Source organism: Actinacidiphila acididurans (genome assembly GCF_016918855.1).
Lineage (GTDB): Bacteria > Actinomycetota > Actinomycetes > Streptomycetales > Streptomycetaceae > Actinacidiphila > Actinacidiphila acididurans.
Map to the genome: position 1 here is coordinate 143,375 of NZ_JADKYB010000004.1, position 25,324 is coordinate 168,698.

Sequence of the window (25,324 nt, forward strand, 5' to 3'; positions counted from 1 at the left end):
CGAGCTTTCAGGTCATGTCCAACCCCACGGAGACCTCGACCGAACTCCTTGAGCGGCTCCAGCACCAGGTCGCCCTCTTCGCCCGCCGCGCCGAACAGACGCGGCTCGGCGGCGTCGGCAAGGCCCGCAACTCCATGGACCGCGCCGCCTATCTGCTGCTCAACCGGCTGGACCGGGAGGGCCCGATGGGCGTCAAGGCGCTCGCCGAAGCCATGGGCATCGACTCCTCGACAGTGACCCGGCAGGTCGCGCCGCTGGTCGACACCGGCCTGGTCAAACGCACCTCGCACCCCGAGGACGGCCGCGCCGTCGTCCTCGCCCTCTCCCCACGCGGCCGCGGCCGGCTCAACGAGGTCCGCGACTCCCGGCGCAGGCTGATGGCCCAGGTCACCGACGCCTGGACCACCCAGGAACGGGAGATCTTCACCGAGCTGCTGATCCGCTTCAACACCGGCCTCGCCGAGTGGCACGCGGGACTGCGCGAGGAGACCGAGGAGCAGGCGGCGCGCGGGACGCAGGGGGGCACATCGGGGGCGCGAACGGAGCCGCAGGGGGCTTGACCCGCGGCGCCGGGTTGCCGTCCCATGGCCGCGTGGGCAAGCGCCGGGCGGCAGCGGAACTGCGACGGGACGCCGAGTTCGCGGCGTTCACCGCGGGAGCGGCCGGGCGCCTGCTGCACTCCGCCCTGCTCCTCACCGGCGACCGAGCCGACGCCGAACGGCTCCTGGTCGCCACCTTGGCCAGGACCTACGCCGACTGGTTCCGGATGCGCGCGGAGGACCCCTACGAGCAGGCCCGCAGCGAACTCGTCCGCCGCTACGCCGGCCGCCCCCGCTGGCGCCGCCCGCACGGCGGCACCCTGGACCGCCTCTCCGCGCAGGAACGGCTGGTCGTGACCCTGAGGCTGTTCGAGGGCGTCGCCGAGGAACAGGCGGCGGCGCAGCTCGGACTGCCGGCCGAACGGGTCCGCGCGATCTGCGGGCGTGCCACGGCGACCCTGCGGTCCAGGCCAGGGCCCTCGCGGGGCCCGTCGAGGGGGTCCGGGCGCGGCCCGGAGCCGGCCGGTTACCGGCTCGGCGGGACGTCGACATGAGCACCCTGCCCAACCGGCGCGACGACGAGGTTCGGCGGCAGCTGGACACCCCGCACCCGATGGTGCCGCCGGACCTCGCCTCCCGCGCCGCGGCCCGCGGCCGGCTGATCGTCCGGCGGCGCCGGATCACGCACGCGGTGCTGTGGACGCTTGTGGTGGCCGCGGTGATCGCCGGGATCGTGCTGGCGGTGCTGCTGTGGCCGGACAACGGCTCGTCGCAGGTGCCGGACGCGCCGGGCGGCGGGGCGTGGTGGCCGGTGGGTGGGTAGCCGCGCAGGTACGTAGATACGTAGGCGCGTAGGTACGTCGGCGCGTAGTGCGTCGGGCGAGGTACGTACGGGTGGTCGACGCGCGGTCGTACCGCTGGCGTACGCCAGGGCGTAGGTGGCGGCGCGGATCCGCAGGACGGACGCGGCACCCGGAGGAGACGGACCCGACACCCTACGGCGTACGGCTCACCGGCCGGCCGTTCGCTGTTCGCACCGGCCGGTGAACCGCAGGGGTCTCAGCCCAGGGCCTGCTGGAGGTCGGCGAGAAGGTCGGAGACGGCCTCGATGCCGACGGACAGGCGGACGAGGTCGGCGGGGACCTCGAGGGCGGAGCCGGCGACCGAGGCGTGGGTCATCCGGCCGGGGTGCTCGATCAGGGACTCGACGCCGCCCAGGGACTCGCCGAGGGTGAAGAGTTCGGCGCGGTTGCAGACCTCGACGGCCGCGGTCTCGCCGCCCTCGACGCGGAAGGAGATCATGCCGCCGAAGGTCCGCATCTGCGCGGCGGCCACCTTGTGCCCGGGGTGCTCGGGCAGGCCCGGGTAGTAGACCTGGGTGACGCGCGGGTGGGTGGCCAGCATCTCGGCGATGCGCTCGGCGTTCTCGCTGTGCCGGTCCATCCGTACCGACAGCGTCTTGATGCCGCGCATCACCAGCCAGGCGTCGAAGGGCCCGGCGACCGCACCCATGGCGTTCTGGTGGTAGGCGATCTCGTCGCCGAGGCCGGCGTCGGCGGTGATCAGCGCGCCGCCGACCACGTCGGAGTGCCCGCCCATGTACTTGGTGGTGGAGTGCACGACCACGTCCGCGCCGAGCGCGAGCGGCTGCTGGAGGTAGGGGCTGGCGAAGGTGTTGTCGACGACCAGCTTCGCCCCGGCGCCGCGGGCGACCTCGGCGAGCGCGGCGATGTCGCTGATGCCGAGCAGCGGGTTGGAGGGGGTCTCCACCCAGATCACCTTGGTGCGCGGCTGGAGGGCCTGGCGTACCGCCGCGGGGTCGGAGGTGTCGGCGACGGTCCACTGCACGCCCCAGCGCTCGACGACCTTGGCGAACAGGCGGAAGGTGCCGCCGTAGGCGTCGTTCGGGATCACCACGTGGTCGCCGGGGACCAGCAGGGTGCGCAGCAGACAGTCCTCGGCGGCCAGGCCCGAGGCGAAGGCGAGGCCGCGGCTGCCGCCCTCCAGGGCGGCGAGGTTCTGCTCCAGGGCGGTACGGGTGGGGTTGGCCGAGCGGCTGTACTCGTAGCCGCCGCGGAGCCCGCCGACGCCGTCCTGTTTGTACGTCGACACCTGGTAGATCGGGGTGACCACCGCCCCGGTCGCCGCGTCGGCCGGCTGGCCGGCGTGGATGGCGAGCGTTTCGAAGTGGTGGGGTGGTGCGGCGGAGTGCTGATCGCTCATGGGCTCGAGCGTAGTGGGCGCGGGGCGGCGGTACGGGCAGGTTCGGGCGGAATCAGGGGAGGCCGGATTGCGTTGTAGCGTCTGGTCGACCGGTGGTGCGGCGCGAGGTGACCCCTGGCGCAGGGCGCCACCGGACGGACCAGGGCCAGATCACGCACCCGCGTCGGAGGAGTACCGCTGATGCTGTTCAACCGCTACAAGTCGCACCTTCCCACGGCGGAGGAGGCGCTGCCGGGTCGCGCGCAGCCGGAGTTCCCCGTGCCGGCCCGCCACACCGTCCTGGGCAACCCGCTGACCGGCCCGTACCCGGAGGGGCTGGAGATCGCGGACTTCGGGCTGGGCTGCTTCTGGGGCGCCGAGCGGGTCTTCTGGCAGATCCCGGGCGTGTGGACCACGCTGGTCGGCTACCAGGGCGGCCACACCCCGAACCCCTCGTACGAGGAGGTGTGCACCGGGATGACCGGCCACACCGAAGCGGTGCGCGTCGTCTACGACCCCGCCCTCGTCTCGTACGAGCAGCTGCTGAAGGCCTTCTGGGAGGGCCACGACCCCACGCAGGGCTTCCGTCAGGGCAACGACGTGGGCACCCAGTACCGCTCCGCGGTCTACACCCACTCCCCGTCCCAGGCCGCCACCGCCGAAACCTCCCGCGCCGCCTTCCAGTCCGTCCTCACGGCGGCCGGCCACCCCACGATCACCACCGAAATCCTCCCCGCCGGCCCCTTCTACCCGGCCGAGCCCTACCACCAGCAGTACCTGGACAAAAACCCCAACGGCTACTGCGGCCTCGGCGGGACCGGGCTCTCCTGCCCGGTGGGCATCGCGAAGGCGTAACCCTTCCCCGCCCGGTCTGCCGGGCGGGCCCGCTGTCATTGACGCGGCCGTTCCCGTACGGGCGGGGGCGGCCGCGCCGTTTGTTGTGACGTGTCCACCACCCCTGCGCTGATCACACGATCAGGTGATCATGGTCCAAGCCGGCCAGCAGGGTCCCGTCGCGAGCGGCGCTTCTGTCTCGGCTCGGACTTCGTGCCGCACGCCGCCTGAGGGGTTCAGCTGGGGCTGCAGGGCCCGTCGATGAGGGCGAGGTGGGCCGCGGCGGAGCGGGAGAGGCTGGCCAGGAGGGCTTCGCCTTTGGCCGCGGTGGCCAGGGAGGGGCGGCCGATGACGCCGGTGGTGGTGTAGCCGGCCATGCCGAGGGTGAGCAGGTGGGGGCGATCGACGGCTACGTGGTCGGTGGTCTCGATGCCGTCGCGTACGAGGTGCGGGGCGCCGTGGAGGAGGAGGGAGACCTCGAACTCCCCGCCGTGCATGTCCTCGCCTGGGCCGCTCTCTGTCGCCGCGTCGCGGCGGGCCCGGGCGCGGTCCTCGGAGCCGGGGAAGAGGGCGAGGCGGGGGCCGTTGACGTTGAGTTCCTGGACGACGTTGGACAGGACGTAGTTGCCGCCGTGGCCGCTGACAATGAGCAGTCCGGGGGTGCCGGCCGCTTCGAGGGACCGCCAGATGTCGTTGACCATCGCGTAGAGCGTGGCGGCGCTGATGCTTACGGTGCCGGGCATGTGGGCGTGCTCGTGGGAGCAGGAGATGGTGACCGGCGGCAGCAGGAACAGGCCGTGGTCGTCGGCGATGCGGCGGGCGATGAGACACGCGATCGCCGTGTCGGTGATCAACGGCAGGTGCTCGCCGTGCTGTTCGAAGCTGCCCACGGGCAGGACGGCGACGGCTTTGCCCCTGCGGCGCTCGTCACTGGAGGTGGCCTGTGTGATCAGTTCGTCCATGATCCTCAGCATCTCCCTTGCGTGCCGGGGGCGTTGAATCCGTCAGCCACCCGCTTGATGACGCCGCTGTCCCAGATCGCCCGGTGGCCCGCGATCACTTCGGGAAGGCATCGGGAAGGCATCTGAGCGCGAGGTCGCAGCGGCGGGCGATCAGGGGGTAGACCCCAGCGCGCACTTTGACGAGCCTGAAGACCTGCGAGAAGTCGCGTTGGCAGCGGGCCTCGATCATCTCGTGGTCGCTCAGCAGGCGAGCCGGGAGGTCGTGTGGCGGTTCGTATCTGGGCATGAGCCGTGCTCCGTTTCCCACTGGCCTGCCGTAGTCGACCTGTCGGCGATGTTACCCACGATGGGTAATCACGCAGGACTGTTTGCGTGACCTACCACCCTAAAGCCTGATGCACACATGCAGTTGCGACAGGTGAGAGCGGCAGGCCAGGCGGTGATCCGGCGGTGGAGCCGCGACCCCCGCAACGTGGCTGCGTCGTGCGGTGAGTTGCTGAACGCCTTGACCCAGTGGGGGCGCAACCTCGGACCTCGCCCTTCCGAGGTCCACGACGGCGACGGCCCTGGCCCGTGCCTCGGCTTGCCGACGCGCTGAACGGCCGCGCCAGCACGGAGATGAGCGGGCCGGCCAACGAACAGATCCGGTCCCGCCTGCGCTTCGCACACTGAACCTTAACCACGAACACCGACGCAGGATCCCTGACGCACAAGGAGCAACGCACGATGTGCGACGAGTTGTCCGGCGCTGGCGGGTGACTGGGATGCCCCGCAGGTGCGGCGCCTGCGCCGACCGGCCATACCACCTTCCACGTCATGGTCATGGGGTTGTCCCAAGTGTGATGCCCTGCCCCCGCCGGCCAACCACCACGACAAACCCACACCACGAGGGAGGTTGCTGCACTTCGGTGCTATACAGCACGATGTCCACAAAGGGACCCCGATGAACCGTGATGCTCTTGGTCGGCTTCTCACCGCACCAACGTCTACCCCTGTACAAGTCGGCGTTGCCCTTGGGGCTGGGGTGGCCTAATTCGCATGGGGAAGGGCGGTCTCGGCTGACTCGCTCCTGATTTTCCCCTTAACAATACGACAACCTTGAGGAATAATGGATCTCGCGCGCATTTTTATGGCATCACTGGCTTCCTTAAGCTTGCCGGCCGGATTCTCTTGGTATAAGAAGCATCCGATAATCGCCGTAACTTCCACTCTGCTTTATTCGGCCGTGGCGATACTTCCCGCCCGACACGACCACGTCACATACTCTGTCATTGCTTACACTGTGATTTTTGCCGGATGTCTAGCAATTCTCAACAGACCGTGGCCAGCCGGTCCGCGCTTATTAAGCCACATCAGCTGGCGCCATCTTGCGCCAAGCCAGTACGTAGCCCTTGCGGTCTCCGGCTTGACGCTGGCACCTCTCACATATGAGGGAAGGAATTCGCTGGTCGATCACGTACGCAAAACACTGATAGCGAATGATCGACCAACCATCACCGCATCGGGAGCCCTGATTGCAATCCTTGGAAGTCAATATATAATTGGTCGCATCCTGCGGCCTCAAATTAAAGAAATAAACGAGAAGATCAGCAGAGGAGAGATCGACAGAAAGGTGGGTGACTTTGTCAGAGTCGGCTCGCATGTAGGCTGGATCGAGAGGTCTCTACTTTTCGCCTTTTTGGTCTCTGGAAATCCCGATGCCGCCGCCCTCGTCGTGGCGGCCAAGTCACTGGCTCGCTTGCCCGGGGTCAGCGATGGGGGCAAGCTGGTAGGCGATTACTACCTGATTGGAACGCTGACCAGCGTTGTTGCAACTCTGCTGGTTGCCGCCACGACGAGGCTAGCTCTAGGGTTGTCGCCTCTTTAGGAGCAATCGTGGAATCAATTCGTGAGCACCACCTGTTTCGGCTGCTTTTTTCCCTCGAACTCCCCACTAATGACTATGTAATCGCAGGTAGCGCGCCCATGCTGGCACATGGCCTGCCCCGTGAAATCAGTGACCTGGATGTCGTTGCCCGACTTGAGGCGTGGACCATTGCCCTGCGTTTTGGCGACCCCACTGACGCACCTCTCGGCTACGCGAAACACATAATACTTTATGGCGATTCTCTTGAAATTCTCAACGGCTGGTTCGACTACGACATCAATTCACTGATTGCTGAATCAGAGGTGATCGATGGGGTAAATTTCACACCCCTTGTGCGAGTATTGGAGTGGAAATCCTGGCTCGTAGAAAATGACCTAGACAGAGACAAAGACAAGCAGGACATTTCATTGATCAGGGACTACCTTGAGTGACGGGTAGCGGTATCGGTGCACGGAAGGAGGCAGTAACGCCCACGGCCAGGAAGGCTCGAGACATGCCTCGGTCTGGGAGACGGTCTGGGTTTGGTAGTGGTGGGCGGCCGTGCCGTCGCGGTATTCCAGTTGGTACGTGTTGTTGTCGCGCAACCGCACCTGGATGTACCAGTTGCCCTCCAGGTCCTCGTCGTCGCGTTCGAGGATCAGGAAGGAGTTGCCGCGGCCGAGGCCGGCGACCAGGGTGCTCACGGCTGTCGGGCCGGGGCGGCGTACCGACCAGCCTCGCTCGTTTCTGGCTGTCACCATGGCGGGATCATCGCTTGGGGGTACGACAACGCGCTCGGCTCAGATGTGCCACGTGTACTCAATGGGCCTGCCCGCCTGCCCCGTAGCAGGTTCGGAGAGGGTCAGCGTCAGGCGTTCGTCCTCAGCCATCGCGTGGACAACGATCGTGCCGTCGTCCTCGAAGCGCAGGGTGAAGACGGGATCGAGGGCCATCAGGAAGTCGAAGGCTTCCACGGCAACAGCGGACAAAGGCTCAGCGGGGAAAGCGGAGCAGCGCCAGTCCGCACCCGTCACGCGGACCTCGACGCGCACGGCCAGGTCGAAGAGGCACGTCGATCCGTTGGCCCACCATTCGAGCGTGGCCAGGCCCTGGTAGCTGTCCATGGCAGGAGTATGCGGCGCCGGGCCCCGCCGTTGTGGACGGGGCCCGGGTCGGGCCGCACGCAAGCCGGGGGGTTACCCCTTGCGCAGGGTGACAGCCACCGTCTGGGTCGTGGTGAGGATCTCACCGTAGAGAGGGTCGGAGGCGGTCGCCTTCAGGACGGCCTCGACGTCGCCGCGCTGGAAGGGAGTTGTGCCGGTCGGGACGGCCGTGACGGTCCAGGGGGCCGGGGTGCCCGGGGTGCAGGCGACGGTGGCGACGGGGGCCGCGCCGCGGATGATGGTGCGGTGGGCGACCTGGGTGACCGAGGGGGTCAGCGTCACGTTGACGGGCAGGGTGCAGGTGACCGTGCCGTGGATGGTGGCGTTGCCGTCCAGGGTGCTGAAGGTGCCGTCCGCGGCGACGTCCGCGGTCAGGGCGAGCGGATCCGGCTTGCTGATCCGGATGTGGCCGTACGAGGCCGCCGCCGCGCCGTTGCAGTGCTGCTCGACTACAAGCACCGGCCTTTTCGCCAACTCCCGGTGTTTGAGGTCGAGTTGATGTCGGCCGCGGCGCGGTCCGGCGACACTCGGTACCGGGCGGTACGACTCGGGATCGCGCCGGTGCGGCAGCCGCCGTACGGCATTGTGCGTAGCCCGGGTCGTACGGACGACGGGCCACCGGGGCAGCACATTCCGTACGGGTACGGCGCTTTCCGTACGGTCACATCGCGCGCGCCGGCGCTCTGACGAACACCCCGGCCGCGCCGGACGGACTCACCGCGCGGCGGCGTGATCCGGCGTGGCGGGGGTCGCGGGGGCGGTACAGGGCGCCAGGGAGGCGCTGAGGGTCTCGGCAAGGGGGACGGTGGGGTCGTCGTCCTCGGCGTCGGGAGCGGGCGGGCTCTCGGAGGTGTGGGGGGCGACGGCCACGTCGACCAGCAGGGTGTCGGAATCGTCGAGGCGCAGGGTGAAGACGGGTTCGAGGGCCATCAGGACCTCGAGGGGCGCGCAGTCGACGGCCGGCAGCGGCGTGGTCGGGACCAGTTCGAAGCGCCGGTCATCGCCGGCGACGTGCACGGTGACCCGCATCGCCACACCGTCGAGGGGCGTGGGCGGGTTGGCCCACCGTTCGAGCCGTGTGGTGCTCTCGTAGGTGTCCACAGAGCCCAGTATCCCCGGCCGCGGCTCGTGTGCCGATCGACTTCGGATACGAGCCCACGCGCGGGTGAGGTTTGCCTGCGCCCAGGAGTGCCCATGGGCGCCGGAGGACCCGCCGGGCCGGACCGCGAAAGACATCCGTGGACGGCCGTCATATCCGTACAAAACGGGCGTACGCTGGGCGGACCGCGAGTTTCACCGGCTTCCCGTTCTCCCGATTCTCCCGAAACCCGAAAGCACCGACGTCGCACCGACGTCATGGCGGCGGGAGCGGAGGACGGGAGCGTGAGGAGCCGGCGGGCTCGGGGAGAAGCGGGGGGACCACGGGAGGAGATGAGGGAAGCAAGGAAGGAGAGGGGGCGCGGAATGAACGATCCGCAGGGCTTCCTGAAGCGCGGACGGCAGGCCGTGAACGGGCGGCCGGTGCGCGAGCGGGTCGGGGACTGGGGCGAGGTGTACGCGGGGCAGGCGCTGCTGCCGGTGGTCACCGAGCAGGCGGGGCGCTGCATGGACTGCGGGATACCGTTCTGCCACAGCGGGTGCCCGCTGGGGAACCTGATCCCTGAGTGGAACGTGTACGCCGCGAACGGCAGCTGGGAATCGGCCGCGGACCGGCTGCACGCGACGAACAACTTCCCCGAGTTCACCGGGCGGCTGTGCCCGGCACCCTGCGAGGACGCGTGCGTCCTGGCGATCAACGACGATCCCGTGACGATCAAGAACGTCGAGCAGGCGATCGCCGACCAGGCGTGGGAGCGCGGCTACGCGGCGCCGCAGCCGCCGGAGCGGCTGAGCGGGAAGACGGTCGCCGTGATCGGCTCGGGACCGGCCGGGCTGGCCGCCGCGCAGCAGCTCACCCGGGGTGGGCACACGGTCGCGGTGTACGAGCGGTCCGACCGGCTCGGCGGGCTGCTGCGGTACGGGATACCGGAGTTCAAGCTGGAAAAGAGCCAGGTCGAGCGCCGGATCGCGCAGATGCGGGCGGAGGGCACGGTGTTCCGTCCCGGGGTCGACGTCGGCGGCGACCTGGACGCCGGGGAGCTGCAGCGGCGGCACGACGCGGTGGTCGTGGCGGTCGGCGTGGGGCAGCGGCGCGAGCTGCCGGTGCCCGGGCGGGAGCTGGCCGGCATCCACCAGGCGATGGACTACCTCACGCTGGCCAACCGCGAGCGCGAGGGCGATTTCCCGCACTCCCCCGTTTCCGCGGCGGGCCGGCACGTGGTGATCATCGGCGGCGGCGACACCGCCTCGGACTGCCTGGGTACGGTGCTGCGGCAGGGCGCGGCCTCGGTCGTCCAGCTCGACATCCGGCCGGAACCCACCGCTGCGCGCGCGCCGGGCGAGCCGTGGCCGACGTACCCCGCGGTCTACCGGATCTCGCACGCGCACGAGGAGGCCCGCGGCCGGGCCGGCCACGACCCACGGCTGTTCTCCGCGGCGACCCTGGCCTTCGCCGGCGACCCGGACGGCCGGGTACGGGCCCTGCGCCTGGCCGAGGCGGCACCCCACGACCGCAGCCCGCGCGCCGGCACGGAACGCGAGCTGCCCGCCGAGCTCGTCCTGCTCGCCCTCGGCTTCTCCGGCCCCGAACACGGCGAACACGGCTCCGGCCTGGCCGAACAGCTCGGCCTCGAACTGGACGCGCGCGGCAATTTCGCCCGGGGCCCGGATTTCGCGGCGGTGCCCGCGGGGGCGGGTGATTCCGTAGAGGGGGGCGTACGGGACGGCGTACGCGAACCCGCGCGCGGAGGTCCTGAGCGGGAGGACAGGGACCCGGGCGGAGGCGACGGCGTACGGAGCGACGTACCGGACGGCGTACGCGAACCCGCACGCGGAGGTCCTGAGCAGGAGGACGGGGCCACGGGTGCTCCCGACGGCGTCTTCGTCGCGGGCGACGCCGGGCGCGGGCAGTCCCTGATCGTGTGGGCCATCGCGGAGGGGCGGGCCGCGGCGGCGGCCGTGGACCGTTACCTGACCGGCAGCACCGAGCTGCCCTCCCCCATCGCGCCGACCGACCGGCCGCTGCGGGTGTGAGGGGGGCTACGGCCACTGGCCGGGACGAGGCCGCGCGATCCGGGATCGCCCCGACCGGCCGGCCGCTCGCGGGTGTGAGGCGAGGAATTCAGTGGCTGGGATGGGGCCGCGCCTGCTGCGGATGGCGGCGGGTCCGGGAGGCGCGCTCGGCGACGCACTCCTCCCAGGTCCGGGACAGCGCCCACCGACCGGCCGCTGCGAGTGCGCGACGAGGCTCCGGTCAGTGGCTGGGATGGGGCGCGCCTGCTGCGGATGGCGGCGGGTACGCGCGGCACGCTCGGCCACGTACTCCCCCCAGGTCCGGGACAGCGCCCATCGACCGGCCGCTGCGAGTGCGCGACGAGGCTCCGCTCAGTGGCTGGTACGGGGCCGCGCCTGCTGCGGATGACGGCGGGCCCGGGAGGCGCGCTCGGCGACGTACTCCTCCCAGGTCCGGTGGCCGACCGCGTGGTCCGGGGCGAGGTTCGCGCCCTCGCGGACGGCGCGGGCGGCGCGGCCCGGCAGGTAGACCGGGATCATGGCCGGGCGGCGGCGGCCGGTCGCCTCCAGGTAGGAACGCAGCAGGTCGGCGGTGCGCCAGACGCGGGGGCCGGCCAAGTCGTCGACGAGGCCGGCCGGCTCGGCGAGGGCGAGTTCGGTCAGCCGAGCGGCGACCTCGTCGACGTCGACCGGCTGGAAGCCGGTGCCGCCCGGGTACAGGACGAGCGGCGGCCGGGTCATCACGCCCGCGACCGACCAGACCAGGTCGTAGAACTGGGTGGCGCGCAGCGTCGTCCAGGGCAGCCCGGAGCCGGCGACGACGCGTTCGGCGGCCCGTTTGTAGCCGAAGTACCCGAACATCGCCCGGTCCACGCCGCCGCTCACGGGAATCCGGTCGGCGCCGACCACGGAGATGTAGACCAGGTGGGGGCGGGCGGGGCCCCGGGCGTTCACCGCGCGGACCAGGTTGCGGGTCAGCTCGTCGTCACCCCGGCCGGTGCCCGCGCAGTGCACGATCGTGCCGACGCCGTCCACCGCGGGGCCGATGCCCGTCCCCGTGCTCAGGTCCCCCCGCACGTGGCGAACGCCTTCCCGGTCCTTCAGGTCCGCCAGCGCGCCGCGGGTGAGCACCCGCACCTCGCGGCCGGCCGCCCGCAGCCGCGGGACCAGCCTGCTGCCGAGCGTGCCGGTGCCGCCGGTGACCAGGACGAGCTGTTCCGGGGCCGGGACCGGTTCCGAGGCTGCCATGGCGTCGCTCCCTGGGGCGATGGTCGAATGCGCGTAATTGACGCGCTACGCCCGGGTACGGGCGGGCTCCCGTCCCATCGTGGCCGCGGCGGGTCCGGGCCGCCCGCCGGGCGCGGCCAACGGGGCACGCCGAGGGGGACGGCGGCGACGGCTCGTGCCGGACCGGGCTTGGAGGGATCATGGGGGGTGTCCGTCGCGGCGGGCCGGCGGGGGGCCGTCCCCGGTCCGGACCGCCGAAGAGCTTGTCGTGGAGTCGGTCATGACCACAGCGCGGGATCTGATGATCACGGCCCTGGAGCCGTACGGGGGGCCGGTGGAGCGCGGCGATCTGTCGCTGGCGCTGGCCGGGGCGGAAACGATCGACCTGCTGGGCGCGGGGGTGATCGAGCTGGACGGGCAGCGGATCGTGCCGCTTGCCGTGGGACCGGCCGGCGACCGGCTGCTCACCGAGGCGGCCGGCCAGGTGCGGCGCGGCCGGCCCTACGAGAACGTCACCGACTGGCTGTGGCGCCGCGGCCGCGGCCTCGCCGACGTCTACCTCGCCGACCTCGAGACGGAAGGGCAGGTCGTCCGCGAGGAACGCCGCCGCTGGGTGCTTTTCCGCAGCTCCGAGCCCGTGCTGGCCGACTCCTCCGACCGGCGCCGCGCCGCCAGCCGCTGGGAGGCCGACGAACCCGTCCTCGCCGCGCTGGGCTCCGCCCTTGGCGCCACCGGCGTGGAGGACGCCCCCGACGTCACCGACCCCCCGTCCAACGCCGTCCTCGACGCCCTTACGGAGGCGCTGGGTGAGCTTGCGGAAGAACGCAAGCGCCGGGCGCGCAAATTGGAGGACGCCACCATCGACAACTACCGGCGAGGGTACTGAGGGGGTCGGGGGTTCGCCGGGAAAACCCAGGGGCGCAACCCGATTCCGGGCCGCGGGTCGTCACCGCCCCGAAGGGGCAGTTGCTGTCGTCTCCGGACCACCGGCATGAGTGCGGTTGCTGGCGCAGTTCCCCGCGCCCCTTTGGGGCGCCCTCCGGGCAAGCGACGGCTCGAGGATGCGCCACGCCAGAAGCAAGGCCAAGCCAGAAAGCATCAGCGCGTCCTTGTAGGCGCGCCGCTGCGCCGACGCGAGGTACGGCCACCCGACCGCGGCATTCTGCGGCAGAAGGACGATCCAGAACCAGGGCGAATGTCCGAGCGAGCCCCGCAAGGGCAGCGTGGCGAGCAGCAGGGGCAGGACGACGAGAACGTAGTGGAGGAAGGCCGGCCGGGCCACGACAAAAGTGGCAAGCATGAGCATGGTGGCCGTCTCGACGAGGCGGAGCCGTTCGTCCCCGCCGGGACGGCGCCAGCGGGTGCGGGCCGCCCACAGGCCCGCGGCGGCGAGGAAGCCGGCGAGAAGGGCGGAAGCGGGCTGGGCGAGGCCGAGGCGGCCGAGGATCGCGGTGAGGGAGGCGTCGTAGGGGCGGGCGAAGGAGTCCTGGCCGTGCAGCAGGAAGGGGAAGGTCCTGGTGAAGAGCAGGACGGGGTGGGTCATGGCGAGCCCGGCGAGCCCGGAGGCGCCCAGCGGGATGGCGGCCAGCACGGCGAGCGGCCGCCACTGGCGGGCCAGGACGAACAGCAGGGCGATCGGCACCAGCATCGGCTTGACGGCGACGGCGGCGCCGATCACGGCCGCGGCGGCGGTCCAGCGGCCGCGGGCGGCGTACAGGAGCGACACCGGGAGGGCGGCGGCCGAGACCGCTGTCCAGTTGCCGAGGTAGAGCTCGCTGCGGAAAGGCGCGAAGTAGGCCAGGCCGCCGGCCACGCCCACGGCCAGCCGACTGCGGGCGGAGACGCCGAAGATCCGCAGGGCGGCCCACCAGCCGAGCAGGACGAGCGCGGCGACGAGGATCGGGGCGAGGACCCGTACCGCCGCGGGGCCCAGTTCCGCCTCGGGGACGGCGAGCAGCACGCTGCTGGGCAGGTACAGGAACCGCTTGTCGGCGTAGGGGGAGCCACCGTCCAGGAAGATCCGGGCGGCCCGGGCCACCACCTGGTTGTCCATGCCGCCGTCGGCCTGGCAGACGGCGCCCTGCACGGACACCGCGATCACGACCAGGGCCGCGACCAGCGCCGGACGGGAGGCGCGGCCGCGGAGCCAGGAAGTCAGCGCGTCGCCGCTGTCACTCCTCATATGCGAGCAAGCTAATCCGTATACGGGCGTTTTCCCGGCGGAAGCCGCGATCGGCCGGTGCAGGGCCCCGATTGCCACTCCTGCGGGGGTACGTATCCGCGGTGGATGGACGCCAGGGGTTGACGACGGCAGGGCTGCCGGGACGGTCGGCGTGGTCCGGGCGGCCCGGCGCGGCGGTGGCGGGGCCGGGCGGAGTGGGCCAGGGTGAAGAGGGAGCGGGAGCCGCGGACGGCGGACCGGACGTACGGGCAAGGGGATGTACGGAATGGCGCGGACATGGCTGATCACGGGGGCGTCGCGGGGCCTCGGGCGGGCGCTGGCCCGGGCGGCGCTGGAGCACGGTGACCGTGTGCTGGCCACCGCGCGGCGGCCGGAAAGCGTGGACGACCTGGCGGCGGAGTACGGCGACCGGGTACGCCCCTTCGGGCTGGACGTCACGGACCCGGCAGCGGCGGTGGCGGCGGTGAAGACGGCGACCGTGGTGTTCGGCGGGCTCGATGTGGTGGTCAACAACGCCGGGTACGCGAACAGCGGGCCGATCGAGGAGGTGTCCGACGCGGACTTCCGGGCACAGTTCGAGGCGAACTTCTTCGGCACAGTGCACGTGACCCGGGCCGCGCTCCCGGTGCTGCGCGAGCAGGGGTCGGGCACCTTCGTGCAGATCTCGTCGATCGGCGGCCGGGTCGGCGGCAGCCCGGGCATGGGCGCGTACCAGAGCGCGAAGCACGCGGTCGAGGGCTTCTCCGAGGTGCTGGCCAACGAGGTGCGGCCCTTCGGAGTGCGGGTGATGATCGTCGAGCCGGGCGCCTTCCGCACCGACTGGCAGGGCTCGTCGATGACGATTCATCCCGTCGGCCCGGCCTACGCGGCGACGGTCGGGGCCATGAACGAGCGCCGCCGTGAGGCCGACGGTGCTCAGCCCGGCGACCCGGCCCGCGCCGCCGAGGTGATCGTCCGCGTCGCCACCTCCGACGACCCGCCCCGCCGCCTCCTCCTGGGCTCCGACGCGGTCGCCATCGCCCTGTCCTCCGCCGAGGACCGCACCGCCGAGGCCCGCGCGTGGTCGGCCGTCAGCGCCGAGGCCGACTTCCCGCCGCAGCAACCGGCCTGACGGACCATGACGTGCCCTGACGGCGCCTGACCTGGGCCGATGGCCCGCCGAGGGGGCATTGTCAGTGGCGTGTGTCACAGTGTCGGCAGTGGGGAGGAACCGGAAGAACCGGGCCGAACGGATAGGGGACGGGCGATGGGTGACGGGGTGCGGGAGCCGCGGCTGACGTTCACGGGGACGGTGCTGGACGCCCCGGACGTGGGGGTGCTGGCCGGGTTCTACCGGCGGCTGCTGGGGTGGGAGGTGACGACGGAAGAGCCGGACTGGGTCAAGCTGAGTCCGCCGGGCGGCGGGCCGGGGCTGGCCTTCCAGTACGAGCCGGCGTACGTGCCTCCGGCCTGGCCGGCGGCACCCGGGGCGCAGCAGATGATGGCCCACCTGGACATCGAGACCACCGACCTGGCCGCGGCGGAGCGGGCGGCCGTGGCACTCGGGGCCACTCCGGCGGGGTATCAGCCCGATCCGGACAACCGGGTGTTGCTCGATCCGGCCGGGCATCCCTTCTGCCTGTGGATACGTACCTGACGAGCCGCGGCGGCCCGGAGGCTCAGGCCCGGAAGGGCCGGGGCCACTGGACGGGCGGGGGCTGGGGGGCGTCCGCGTCGGGGGCGGGGATGATCGCCAGGGCCACGCCGAGGAGGGCGGAGCCGGCCAGGCCGTCCAGCCAGTAGTGGTTGGCGGTGGAGACGACGATCAGCAGCGTGAGCAGGGGGTGCAGCAGCCAGAGGTAGCGCCGGCGGGAGCGGGTGGCCGCGATGAGGCCGACCGCGATGGCCAGCGCCCAGCCGACGTGGAGGGAGGGCATCGCGGCGAACTGGTTGGACATCGAGCCGGTGTCGGGCTTGGAGCCGTAGACCGAGGGGCCGTAGACCTGCGCGGTGTCGACCATGCCGGCGCCGGGCAAGAGGCGGGGCGGGGCCAGTGGGAAGAAGACGTGGCCGAGCAGGGCCAGCATGGTCTGGATGACCACGGCCCGGCGGATCCACAGGTAGTGCGCGCGATGACGGAGGAACATGTAGCCGAGAAAGAGCACCATCGCCGGGAAGTGCACCGTGGCGTAGAGGTAGTTGGCGATGTGCACGAGGGTGTGGCTGTGCAGCAGCAGGTCCTGCACGGACCGTTCGCTGGGCAGGTGGAGGGTGCGTTCCAGCGACCAGACGTGGTCGGCGTGGTGGGTGGCCTCCAGCGGGTGGTGGTTGGCGAGCTTGCGGCCGTACTTGTAGACGGCGTTCACCGAGACCAGGAGCAGCAGTTCGGGCAGCAGCCGGGGCAGCCGGTCCGGGAGCGGCAGCCGCGGGGTGGGCCATCGGTCGGGCAGCAGCGCTGTTGACGTCGTCCCGTGGATCATGTGCCGTGCCCCTCCCCCGGCCCTCCGCGCACACGCGGCTGCGGCCCTCTGCCCGTCCCGTCGCCCTGTGGCACCGGTGGTCCCGTCACCGCCGGCCGGGCGGCGCACACCGGGCGGTTGGGCCCCGGCGGTCGGGCCGGCGCCGCGCCACGTCCGGTGAGTGTCCGGCAGCTCCAGGGCGTCCTTGGAGTAAACACCGGGTGCACGGCGAGCACGACGGCGCCCCGCCCGCGCGCCGCGTTCGTCACACAATCACCATGAGATCCGCGTGAGGGATCACGTACGGAAGGTGTCTGAACGAGTGCCGGGGGAAGACCGCCTGACAGCCGCTCGGCACGACCCCCGGACGGCAAGGACAGCCGGCCCCGGGACGGCAGTCCGAACAGAACGGCAGCAGGACAGCACGAACCGGCACGTACGTACGAGGCGAAGCAGGGAGATCCGATGACGACGAACACGACGGCCACGGCCGGCACCCCGGCCCGCGTGGGCACCACGGTGGACCCGGTCCCGCAGACCGAGGTCGGCCGCACGGAGAAGGGCAGCTTCCGGGTGCCCGCCGAGCGCGGCCGCACCTCGATAGCCAACTCGGTGGTCGAGAAGATCGCCGGCATGGCCGCCCGCGAGGTGATCGGCGTGCACGACTTCGGCGGCAGCCTGGCCCGCAGCCTGGGCGCGGTCCGCGACCGGGTGCCCGGCGGCCGGCCCAGCGTCACCCGGGGCGTCAAGGTCGAGGTGGGCGAGCGACAGACCGCCGTGGACCTGGAGTTGGTGGTCGAATACGGTGTGGCGATCACCGATGTGGCCGCGGACGTACGGGAGAACGTGATCGCCGCTGTGGAACGGATGACCGGCCTGGAGGTCGTCGAGGTCAACGTGTCGGTCGTCGACGTGCACCTGCCGTACGACGACGAGCCGCAGGAGACCCGCGTCCAGTGACCCAGGCCCCACCCGCCGGAACACGGCACGACGAGCGGCGCGGGCCGGCCCGGCGGTACGGGAAGCCGTACGGGCCCTCGCGCGGAGAGGCGACCGCGGACACACCGTGAGCGAAGCCGTGGTCTTTTCCGGAGCCGATGGCGGGGCCTCGCCCGTGGCCGGAACACCGGCCGCCGCCGTCGGCTCCGGTGCGGGTGCCGGTGCGGGTGCGGGTGCGGGTGCGGGTACGGGTGCCGGCGCGGGTACGGGTGCCGGGGCGGGTACGGGTGCCGGGGCGGGTACGGGTGCCGGTGCCGGTGCCGGTGCGGGTACGGGTGCCGGGGCGGGTACGGGTGCCGGTGCCGGTGCCGGTGCGGGTACGGGTGCCGATGCGGGTACGGGTGCCGGTGCGGCGCCCGCCGGGTCCGCGGACACCGCCGCCGTCCCCGGGCCCGCGCCGGCGGCCGACCAGGCCGGCGCCCCCGCGACCGCGGCGGCCATCGGCATCCCCGGCACCCTCGCCGCCCTGGGGGACGACCTGCTGGCCGTGCGGGCCGGGGAGGGGGACGAGGAGGCGTTCGAGGTTCTGGTGCGGCGGCACGGTCCGGAGCTTCTCCGGCTCGCGCGGCGGCTGCTGGGCGGGGACGGGGACGCGGAGGACGCCGTGCAGGAGGCGTTCGTGAGCGCCTGGCGGCGACTGCCCGAGTTCCGGCGGGATGCCGCGTTCCGTACCTGGATGTACCGTATCGTCACCAACCGCTGCCTGAACGTGCTGCGCGCCCGCCGGCCCGTCCAGCCGCTGGAGGCCGCGCCGGAACCGGAGGCACCCGAGCACACCGCCTCCCCCGAGCGGGCCGCGGAATCCGCCGCCGCGGTCGCGGCGCTGGGCCGCGCGCTGGCCGGCCTGACGCCCGAACAGCGCGCCTGCTGGGTGCTGCGCGAGCTGCACGGCCTGTCGTACGACGAGATCGCCGCGGCGGTCGGCATCGGCGAACCGGCCGTACGGGGAAGGATCTTCCGGGCCCGCAAGCACTTGACGGAGGTGATGACCCCATGGCGCTGACCGGCCCCGTCCCGGACCCCGCTGACGCGCGAACGGGCCGGCCCACCGACCCCGCCGACCTCACCGCCCGGCCCGTCGATCCTGCCGCCGACGACGAGACGCTGCCCTGCGGTGCCTCGCTCGCGCTGCTGTGGGAGGAGGGCCCGGCGCCGGACCACGCGTCGTGCCCGCACTGCGCGGCCGCGCGGGCGGACCTGGCGGCGCTGGACCGTACGGTACGGGCGGCGGTCACGGCGCACGGCGACGTACCGGACGTGGCGGCGCGGGTGATGGACCTGGTGCGCACCGAACTGCGGCCCGGGCCACTGGTGCCGCTGGAGGAGCCGGACGGCTGGATCACGGAGACGGCCGCGGCCCGGCTGTTCCGGCAGGCGGCGGAGTCGCTGCCCGGGGTGGCGGCGGGCAGTTGCCGGGTGGCCGCGGTCTCCGGACGGACGGCGGCACGCGGCCGGCTCCCCCGCGAGCCCCTGCGGGTCCGGCTGGAGATCGCCGTCGACCTGTCCCGTACGGTGCCCGACGCGGTCGCGGCCGTCCGCGAGCGCATCCTCGGCGCCGCGGCCCAGCACATCGGGCTGGAGCTGACGGCGGTGGACGTGGCCGTGGTGGACCTGCTGGAACCTTCCGCCGTCCCCGACCGGAGGCTCGCGTGAACCGTGCTCCCGATCTTCGGCTGATCGCCGAGACCGCGGCCCGCGCCGCCGCCGGCGTCCCCGGCGTGGCCTACTTCAGCCCGCGCCTGACCGACCGTCTGCGCCCCGCCCGCCCCTCCGCCGGCCGCACCCCCGGGGTCCGCGTCGTCCCCCGCGACACCCCGCACCGCACGGACATCGAGATCTCCCTCGCCGTTCGCGGCGGCCACCAGGCCACTGCCGTGGCGCGCGATGTCCGCCTCGCCGTCTTCGAGGCCCTCCACGCGGAGTACCCGCGGGTGTGGGCCACGGAGGTGACCGTCTCCATTACGGTGACTGCGATTGTCTGAGGGTGCCTGTACGGAGTACGGCACCTCAAAGGGGCGCGGGGCTGTAGTTGATATGCGGCTGGCGCCGCGTGGGCGCGCTCAGCCCACTACCGGGCTGCACGTCGCCACCGTCCGAAAGGGGCAGTTGCTGCCGTCTCCGGACCACCGGCCTGTGGCTGGGGGTACCCCCAGGCGAAGCTCTGGGGGAGCGCGCGCAGTTCCCCGCGCCCCTGGGTAATCCCGGCGAACCCTCGCGTCAAAGAGCGAAGGTTCGCCGGGGTCGAGCTCAGCGAGCGCGCAGGAGGTGGTCCATCGCGAGCTGGTCGAGGCGCTCGAAGGCCATGCCACGCGCGGCCTGCGCGTCAGCGTCAAAGTCCTCGTAGGCCGAGCGGTCGGCGAGAAGCTGGGCGATGGTCTCGCCTTCGCCCAGGGTGGGCTGCACGAGTTCGTCGAGCCGGGAGGCACGCAGCGCCTCCTGGACCTCCGGGTCGGCCCGGAACGCCGCGGCCCGCTCCTTCAGGAGGAGATAGTTCCGCATGCAGCCGGCGGCGGAGGCCCAGACGCCGTCGTAGTCCTCGGTCCGCGGCGGCTTGAAGTCGAAGTGCCGCGGGCCCTCGTAGCCGGCCGTCTCGAGGAGGTCGACCAGCCAGAAGGCGGCGCGCAGGTCACCGGCGCCGAAGCGCAGGTCCTGGTCGTACTTGATGCCGCTCTGGCCGTTCAGGTCGATGTGGAAGAGCTTGCCGTGCCACAGCGCCTGGGCGATGCCGTGCGGGAAGTTCAGGCCGGCCATCTGCTCGTGGCCCACCTCGGGGTTGACGCCGACCAGCTCGGGCCGCTCCAGGGAGTTGATGAAGGCGAGCGCGTGGCCGACGGTCGGCAGCAGGATGTCGCCGCGCGGCTCGTTCGGCTTGGGCTCGACGGCGAACCGCAGGTCGTAGCCCTGCTCGGTGACGTACTGGCCGAGCAGGTCGAACGCCTCCTTCATCCGGTCCAGCGCGGCCCGCACGTCCTTGGCGGCACCGGACTCGGCACCCTCGCGCCCGCCCCAGGCCACGTAGACCTTGGCGCCGAGCTCGGCGGCCAGGTCGATGTTGCGGATGGTCTTGCGCAGGGCGAACCGCCGCACCGCGCGGTCGTTGGCGGTGAACGCGCCATCCTTGAAGACCGGGTGGGTGAAGAGGTTGGTGGTGGCCATCGGGACCTTCATGCCGGTGGCGTCCAGGGCCGCCCGGAACCGCTTGATGTGGGCGTCGCGGTCGGCGTCGGAGGACCCGAAGGGAATCAGGTCGTCGTCGTGGAAGGTCACGCCGTGGGCGCCGAGCTCGGAGAGCCGGTTGACGGACTCCACCGGGTCCAGGGGCGCGCGGGTGGCGTCGCCGAACGGGTCGCGGCCCTGCCAGCCCACGGTCCACAGGCCGAAGGTGAACTTGTCGGAGGGGGTGGGTACGGGGCCCGTGGCGGGCGTGGCGGACGTCATGGTGGTCGGCTCCTATTCGTCAGACTGTTGAACAAATTAGTATGCGGGACCGATGATGGGAAGTCCGGGAGCCCATCGCGCACGAGCCGTACACGCGCCGCAGCAGGTCGAGCACACACCGGGCACATTCGTACGTCGGGCACGTCGGGCACGTCAGGCACGTCGGGCACGTCGGGCACGGCGAGCAGGTCGTGCGCGTCGAGCAGTCACAGCAGGTCGAGTCAGGGAGTGAGCGGGATGGGGTCGCAAGGGCCGGTCGTACTGGGCGTGGACAGTTCCACGCAGTCCACGAAGGTGCTGGCGGTCGACGCCGGCACCGGCGCCGTCCTCGCCAAGGGGCAGGCGCCGCACACGGTGAGCACCGGCGCGGGCCGGGAGACCGACCCCGAGGTGTGGTGGGGCGCGCTGCAGGACGCGCTCGGGCAGCTCGGGGAGTATGCCGAGCGGGCCGAGGCGATCTCGGTCGGCGGCCAGCAGCACGGCCTGGTGGTGCTGGACGAGCACGGCGCCCCGCTGCGCCCGGCCCTGCTGTGGAACGACGTGCGGTCCGCGCCGCAGGCCGAGGCGCTGGTCGAACGGTACGGGGCGCAGTGGTGGGCGGAGCGCTTCGGGTCGGTGCCCGGCGCGAGCTTCACCGCCGCCAAGTGGGCGTGGCTGGCCGAGCACGAGCCGGAGGCGGCGCGGGCGGCCCACGCGGTGCGGCTGCCGCACGACTTCCTGACCGAACGGCTGACCGGGGTGGCCGTCACCGACCGCGGGGACGCCTCCGGCACCGGCTGGTGGGCGTCGAGCACCGAGGCGTACGACGAGGAGCTGCTCGCCGCGGTCGGCCTCGACCCGGCGAAGCTGCCCGCGGTGCTGGGCGCCGGGGAGAAGGCGGGCGCGGTCCGCGACGGTCTGGCGGTCCGGGCCGGGGCCCTGGTCGGCGCCGGCACCGGGGACAACGCGGCCGCCGCGCTCGGCCTCGGGCTGGCCCCCGGCCAGGCCGCGATGAGCCTGGGCACCTCCGGCACCGTCTACGCGGTCTCGCGGCAGCGGCCCACCGACGCCACCGGGATCGTGGCCGGCTTCGCCTCCGCCGACGGCCAGTGGCTGCCGCTGGCCTGCACCCTGAACTGCACGCTCGCGGTGGACAAGGTGGCCGCCCTGCTCGGCCGGGACCGGGAGCAGGTGGAGCCGGGCGGCTCGGTGGCCTTCCTGCCCTTCCTGGACGGCGAACGCACGCCGAACCTGCCGTACGCCTCCGGGCTGCTCACCGGCCTGCGGCACGAGACCACCGGCGGCCAGGTGCTCCAGGCCGCGTACGACGGCGCGGTGTACGCGCTGCTGGCCGCCCTGGACCAGGTGCTGGCCGTGGACGGCCCGGCGGCCGGCGGGGGCGAGCCGCTGCTGCTGATCGGCGGCGGCGCCCGCGGCACGGCCTGGCGCGAGACGGTACGGCGGCTGTACGGCCGGGCGGTGCGCATCCCGCGGGCCGACGAGCTGGTCGCTCTGGGCGCCGCGGTGCAGGCCGCCGCGCTGCTGTCCGGCGACGCCCCGGCGGACATCGCGCGCGGCTGGAACACCACCGACGGCCCGACCTACGACGCGCTGCCGCGCGACGAGGAGACGCTGGCCCGCATCGGCGCCGCGATGCCGCTGGTGTCGGCCTGAACCGGGCACCCGCCCCGCCCCCGCGGACGCGTCGTTCGGGCGCGAAGCCGTACGAGAACGGTCCGGGCGGCCCGGTCCGGTCACCGCTCGCCCGGACCGGGAGCCGGACACGGGAGGCGGCCGGGGCGGGGCGGGTGCGAAGGTACGAGGTCACGGTCCGGGAGCCGGACGGCGGCAGGCGATCGAAGGGAGCGACCGGTGGCCAAGGGGACGGGCGCACAGGCGGGGCTGCGGCGCCGCAACCTGGGGCTGGTGATGAGCGCCCTGGCGACCGGCGACGGGGTGACCCGGGCGAGCGTGGCCGCCGAGGTGGGACTGACCCGCGCCACCGTGTCGACGCTGGTGGACGAGCTGCTGGCGGCGGGGCTGGTGGAGGAGCGGGGCGCCCGGCGGCCCGGCACCGTGGGCCGGCCCGGCACCGCGCTGGCGCTCGCCGACACCGGCCCGGCGGGCGTGGGCGCCGAGATCGGGGTGGACCACCTGGCGGCCTGCGTGGTGGACCTGACCGGCGCCGTGCGCTGCCGGGTGGAGGCCCGCGCGGCCAACCGCGGGCGGGACGCCGCCGATGTGCTGGCGGAGCTGGCCGGGCTGACCGCCGAGGCCGGCCGGCTCGCCGAGGCGGAGAACCTGCGGCCGGTCGGCACCACCGTGGCCGTCCCCGGCCTGGTCGGCCACGACCGCGGCACCGTGCTGCGCGCCCCCAATCTGCGCTGGGAGGACGTCCCGGTGGCCGCCGCGCTGGGCCGGGACACCGTGGTGGAGAACGAGGCGAACCTCGGCGCGCTGGCCGAGCTGTGGCTCGGCGGCCACCCGGGCCTGCGGGACTTCGTGCACGTCTCGGCCGAGATCGGCATCGGCGCCGCGGTCGTGGTCGAGGGCCGGCTCTTCCGCGGCGCCCGCGGCTTCGCGGGCGAGCTCGGCCATGTGCCGGTCCGCCCCGACGGCCCCCTGTGCTCGTGCGGCGCGACCGGCTGCCTGGAGACGTACGCCGGCGAGGAGGCACTGCTGCGCGCCGCCGGGATCGGTACCGGCGACGGCCCTGGCGCCCTGCACGCCGCCGCGGCGGCCGGCGACCCGGCGGCCCTGGCGGCCCTGGAGGAGGCCGGCGCGGCGCTCGGCATCGCGCTGAGCGGCGCGGTGAACCTGCTGGACCCGCAGGCCGTGGTGGTCGGCGGGCCGCTGGCCGATCTCGCGCCCTGGCTGCTGCCGGGCGTGCGGCGGGAGCTGGCCGAACGGGTCACCGACCGGCAGTGGCGTCCGCAGGACGTGGTCACCTCCGCGCTCGGCCCGGACGGGGTGCTGCGCGGCGCCGCCTACAGCGCGGTGCGCGCGGTGCTGGACGACCCGGCGTCGTGGATAGCGTCGTGGACAGCGAAGACCGACGCCTGAACCCGGTGCGGGTTCAGGCGTCGGTAGCGCAATGCGGCGGCAGGGTCAGAGCGCGGAGCCGGCCAGCCACTGGGACCAGGACAGGTTCCAGCCGTTGAGGCCGTTGTCCGCGGGCACGGTCGGGGACGGGGAGCCCGTGACCGTGACCACGTCGCCGATCAGCGAGTTGTTGTAGAACCAGGAGGCCGGGGTGTTCGGGTCGTTGCCGCCCTTGGCGTCCTGCATGCCGATGCAGCCGTGGCTGGTGTTGGCGGTGCCGAAGGCCGAGGGCGCGGCCCAGTAGTTGCCGTGGATGAAGGTGCCGGACGTGGTCAGCCGCATGGCGTGCGGCACGTCCGGGATGTCGTACTCGCTCTTGCCGGTGGTCTTGTCGATCAGGCCGACCGTGGCGCCGTTCATCCGCGTGGTCTGGTCCTTCTCGGAGATGACCATCTGGCCGTTGTACGTCTCGTGGCCGGGGCCGCCCGAGGAGACCGGGATCGTACGGATCACCTTGCCGTCGCGGACCACCGTCATCATGTGGGTGACGGTGTCGACGGTGGAGACCTGGGAGCGGCCGACGGTGAAGTTCACCGTCTTGTTCTGCACGCCGTAGATGCCGGCGCCGCCCTTGACGCCGCCCAGGTTGAGCTTCATCGTCACGTGGGAACCGGCCTTCCAGTACGCCTGCGGGCGCAGGTCCAGCCGGGTGGAGCTGAACCAGTGGCCGACGACCTGCTGGCCGCTGCTGGAGGTCACGGAGATGTGGCTCTGCACCGCGACCTTGTCGGTGATCGGCTTGTCGAAGTTGATCGACACCGGCATGCCGACACCGACCGTGGAGCCGTCCTCCGGGGTGAAGGTGCCGACGAAGCTCTTGGCGACGCCCTGGGCCGGCGCGGCGGCCTGCTTCGCGGCCAAGGGGACGCCGGTGGCGACCGGGGAGGCGCTGCCGGCCTTGGCCGCTGCGGGCTTGGCGCTCGGGGTGGCCGCGTTCGCCTGGGTGCCCAGGGCGGTCAGGGCCGCCGTCGCGACCGTCAGCGCCGCAATGGCCGTGAAGGTGCGGCGGCGGGTGAAAGGAGACCGGCGGCGCGTCGCCGCGGGCTGCTGCTCGGGTGAATTACCGGCGTCGTGCGGCGTCGTCACGCATTACTCCAATGGCTGCTTGTCGATGCGCGCTCGTGACTCCTCGTCGCGGGTTCGGGCACCGTTGCCCACCGGTCGCGCGGGGTTCGCTCTGGGCGATTGACGAGCTTCGTCCTTATGCATGAAAACAGGCAGAACGGGGTTTGCGTTCCGATCAAGGATGAATTGTGGGCTTTGCCACGCGGTGGGGCCCGCGGTGGGGCCCGCGGTGGGGCC

The 25,324-nt window shown here is 72.4% G+C and carries 28 protein-coding genes; 16 read left to right on the forward strand and 12 right to left on the reverse strand.

The window, feature by feature from the left end; genetic code table 11:
• Positions 1–14 precede the first annotated feature (14 nt).
• From ITX44_RS08410 to ITX44_RS08420, 3 genes are read left to right on the forward strand one after another with little or no spacing between them, the layout of a single operon-like run.
• Entirely contained in the window at positions 15–560 is a 546-nt protein-coding gene (locus ITX44_RS08410) for a MarR family winged helix-turn-helix transcriptional regulator (RefSeq protein WP_205356442.1), read from the forward strand.
• 32 nt (positions 561–592) lie between these two features.
• Positions 593–1,093 carry a sigma factor-like helix-turn-helix DNA-binding protein gene (locus ITX44_RS08415; RefSeq protein ID WP_205356443.1) on the forward strand — a complete coding sequence of 167 codons (501 nt, stop codon included), beginning with the start codon at positions 593–595 and terminating at the stop codon, positions 1,091–1,093.
• A complete protein-coding gene (locus ITX44_RS08420; RefSeq protein ID WP_205356444.1) occupies positions 1,090–1,362 on the forward strand; it encodes a hypothetical protein in 273 nt (90 codons plus the stop codon). The genes ITX44_RS08415 and ITX44_RS08420 overlap by 4 nt, the downstream gene beginning before the upstream one ends.
• A gap of 236 nt (positions 1,363–1,598) precedes the next feature.
• Here the strand turns inward: ITX44_RS08420 and ITX44_RS08425 are convergent, their stop codons facing one another.
• The gene (locus ITX44_RS08425; protein ID WP_205356445.1) at positions 1,599–2,762 is read right to left on the reverse strand and encodes a cystathionine gamma-synthase; all 1,164 of its coding nucleotides are present in this window, start codon (positions 2,760–2,762) and stop codon (positions 1,599–1,601) included.
• A gap of 180 nt (positions 2,763–2,942) precedes the next feature.
• Between ITX44_RS08425 and msrA the strand changes: the two genes are divergently transcribed.
• Complete coding sequence (gene msrA / locus ITX44_RS08430) at positions 2,943–3,596, forward strand: peptide-methionine (S)-S-oxide reductase MsrA (protein ID WP_205356446.1); 654 nt, start codon at positions 2,943–2,945, stop codon at positions 3,594–3,596.
• A gap of 215 nt (positions 3,597–3,811) precedes the next feature.
• Here the strand turns inward: msrA and ITX44_RS08435 are convergent, their stop codons facing one another.
• On the reverse strand, positions 3,812–4,537 hold the full coding sequence (locus ITX44_RS08435; RefSeq protein ID WP_205356447.1) for a creatininase family protein: 726 nt from the start codon (positions 4,535–4,537) through the stop codon (positions 3,812–3,814).
• A gap of 94 nt (positions 4,538–4,631) precedes the next feature.
• Positions 4,632–4,823, reverse strand: coding sequence for a hypothetical protein (locus ITX44_RS08440; RefSeq protein WP_205356448.1), 192 nt, complete (start codon positions 4,821–4,823; stop codon positions 4,632–4,634).
• A gap of 822 nt (positions 4,824–5,645) precedes the next feature.
• Here ITX44_RS08440 and ITX44_RS08445 point away from each other — a divergent pair.
• Together ITX44_RS08445 and ITX44_RS08450 are read left to right on the forward strand one after the other, a co-directional pair.
• Entirely contained in the window at positions 5,646–6,404 is a 759-nt protein-coding gene (locus ITX44_RS08445) for a hypothetical protein (protein ID WP_205356449.1), read from the forward strand.
• Positions 6,405–6,412: 8 nt separating this feature from the next.
• A complete protein-coding gene (locus ITX44_RS08450) occupies positions 6,413–6,835 on the forward strand; it encodes a hypothetical protein (protein WP_205356450.1) in 423 nt (140 codons plus the stop codon).
• On the opposite strand, the gene ITX44_RS08455 is transcribed toward ITX44_RS08450, so the two are convergent.
• The 4 genes from ITX44_RS08455 to ITX44_RS08470 form a co-directional block, all read right to left on the reverse strand.
• A complete protein-coding gene (locus ITX44_RS08455) occupies positions 6,809–7,144 on the reverse strand; it encodes a hypothetical protein (protein WP_205356451.1) in 336 nt (111 codons plus the stop codon). The two genes, ITX44_RS08450 and ITX44_RS08455, sit on opposite strands and share 27 nt — an antisense overlap.
• 39 nt (positions 7,145–7,183) lie before the next feature.
• Positions 7,184–7,507: a hypothetical protein gene (locus tag ITX44_RS08460; RefSeq protein ID WP_205356452.1), complete on the reverse strand. Its 324-nt coding sequence runs from the start codon at positions 7,505–7,507 to the stop codon at positions 7,184–7,186.
• 72 nt (positions 7,508–7,579) lie between these two features.
• Positions 7,580–8,005, reverse strand: coding sequence for a hypothetical protein (locus ITX44_RS08465; RefSeq protein WP_205356453.1), 426 nt, complete (start codon positions 8,003–8,005; stop codon positions 7,580–7,582).
• A 255-nt stretch (positions 8,006–8,260) separates the two neighbouring features.
• Positions 8,261–8,647, reverse strand: coding sequence for a hypothetical protein (locus tag ITX44_RS08470; RefSeq protein WP_205356454.1), 387 nt, complete (start codon positions 8,645–8,647; stop codon positions 8,261–8,263).
• A gap of 363 nt (positions 8,648–9,010) precedes the next feature.
• Here ITX44_RS08470 and ITX44_RS08475 point away from each other — a divergent pair, with 363 nt between their 5' ends.
• Positions 9,011–10,678: a glutamate synthase subunit beta gene (locus ITX44_RS08475; RefSeq protein WP_205356455.1), complete on the forward strand. Its 1,668-nt coding sequence runs from the start codon at positions 9,011–9,013 to the stop codon at positions 10,676–10,678.
• A 351-nt stretch (positions 10,679–11,029) separates the two neighbouring features.
• Here the strand turns inward: ITX44_RS08475 and ITX44_RS08480 are convergent, their stop codons facing one another.
• Entirely contained in the window at positions 11,030–11,905 is an 876-nt protein-coding gene (locus ITX44_RS08480) for an SDR family oxidoreductase (RefSeq protein ID WP_205356456.1), read from the reverse strand.
• Positions 11,906–12,164: 259 nt separating this feature from the next.
• Between ITX44_RS08480 and ITX44_RS08485 the strand changes: the two genes are divergently transcribed.
• Positions 12,165–12,770: a GOLPH3/VPS74 family protein gene (locus tag ITX44_RS08485; RefSeq protein WP_205356457.1), complete on the forward strand. Its 606-nt coding sequence runs from the start codon at positions 12,165–12,167 to the stop codon at positions 12,768–12,770.
• 60 nt (positions 12,771–12,830) lie between these two features.
• Here ITX44_RS08485 and ITX44_RS08490 read toward each other — a convergent pair whose 3' ends face one another.
• Positions 12,831–14,066, reverse strand: a complete 1,236-nt coding sequence (locus tag ITX44_RS08490; protein ID WP_205356458.1) for a glycosyltransferase family 87 protein — start codon at positions 14,064–14,066, stop codon at positions 12,831–12,833.
• Positions 14,067–14,331: 265 nt separating this feature from the next.
• Here ITX44_RS08490 and ITX44_RS08495 point away from each other — a divergent pair, with 265 nt between their 5' ends.
• On the forward strand, positions 14,332–15,177 hold the full coding sequence (locus ITX44_RS08495) for an oxidoreductase (protein ID WP_205356459.1): 846 nt from the start codon (positions 14,332–14,334) through the stop codon (positions 15,175–15,177).
• Between the two features lie 135 nt (positions 15,178–15,312).
• The gene (locus tag ITX44_RS08500) at positions 15,313–15,702 is read left to right on the forward strand and encodes a VOC family protein (RefSeq protein ID WP_205356460.1); all 390 of its coding nucleotides are present in this window, start codon (positions 15,313–15,315) and stop codon (positions 15,700–15,702) included.
• 22 nt (positions 15,703–15,724) lie between these two features.
• On the opposite strand, the gene ITX44_RS08505 is transcribed toward ITX44_RS08500, so the two are convergent.
• Complete coding sequence (locus ITX44_RS08505; RefSeq protein ID WP_205356461.1) at positions 15,725–16,525, reverse strand: phosphatase PAP2 family protein; 801 nt, start codon at positions 16,523–16,525, stop codon at positions 15,725–15,727.
• Positions 16,526–16,969: 444 nt separating this feature from the next.
• Between ITX44_RS08505 and ITX44_RS08510 the strand changes: the two genes are divergently transcribed.
• From ITX44_RS08510 to ITX44_RS08525, 4 genes are all read left to right on the forward strand, one after another.
• Positions 16,970–17,464, forward strand: a complete 495-nt coding sequence (locus ITX44_RS08510) for an Asp23/Gls24 family envelope stress response protein (RefSeq protein ID WP_205356462.1) — start codon at positions 16,970–16,972, stop codon at positions 17,462–17,464.
• 478 nt (positions 17,465–17,942) lie between these two features.
• On the forward strand, positions 17,943–18,506 hold the full coding sequence (locus ITX44_RS08515) for an RNA polymerase sigma factor (protein WP_307795192.1): 564 nt from the start codon (positions 17,943–17,945) through the stop codon (positions 18,504–18,506).
• Positions 18,497–19,156, forward strand: a complete 660-nt coding sequence (locus ITX44_RS08520; RefSeq protein ID WP_205356463.1) for an Asp23/Gls24 family envelope stress response protein — start codon at positions 18,497–18,499, stop codon at positions 19,154–19,156. Before ITX44_RS08515 ends, ITX44_RS08520 begins: the two co-directional genes overlap by 10 nt.
• Positions 19,153–19,485: an Asp23/Gls24 family envelope stress response protein gene (locus ITX44_RS08525; RefSeq protein WP_205356464.1), complete on the forward strand. Its 333-nt coding sequence runs from the start codon at positions 19,153–19,155 to the stop codon at positions 19,483–19,485. Before ITX44_RS08520 ends, ITX44_RS08525 begins: the two co-directional genes overlap by 4 nt.
• Before the next feature lie 265 nt (positions 19,486–19,750).
• Here the strand turns inward: ITX44_RS08525 and xylA are convergent, their stop codons facing one another.
• Complete coding sequence (gene xylA, locus ITX44_RS08530; protein WP_205356465.1) at positions 19,751–20,941, reverse strand: xylose isomerase; 1,191 nt, start codon at positions 20,939–20,941, stop codon at positions 19,751–19,753.
• Positions 20,942–21,178: 237 nt separating this feature from the next.
• Between xylA and xylB the strand changes: the two genes are divergently transcribed.
• Both xylB and ITX44_RS08540 read left to right on the forward strand, forming a co-directional pair.
• Positions 21,179–22,594: a xylulokinase gene (gene xylB, locus ITX44_RS08535; protein WP_205356466.1), complete on the forward strand. Its 1,416-nt coding sequence runs from the start codon at positions 21,179–21,181 to the stop codon at positions 22,592–22,594.
• 255 nt (positions 22,595–22,849) lie between these two features.
• Positions 22,850–23,983, forward strand: coding sequence for an ROK family transcriptional regulator (locus tag ITX44_RS08540; protein WP_205356764.1), 1,134 nt, complete (start codon positions 22,850–22,852; stop codon positions 23,981–23,983).
• Positions 23,984–24,028: 45 nt separating this feature from the next.
• On the opposite strand, the gene ITX44_RS08545 is transcribed toward ITX44_RS08540, so the two are convergent.
• Positions 24,029–25,108, reverse strand: coding sequence for a L,D-transpeptidase (locus tag ITX44_RS08545; protein ID WP_205356467.1), 1,080 nt, complete (start codon positions 25,106–25,108; stop codon positions 24,029–24,031).
• Between the last annotated feature and the right edge of the window lie 216 nt (positions 25,109–25,324).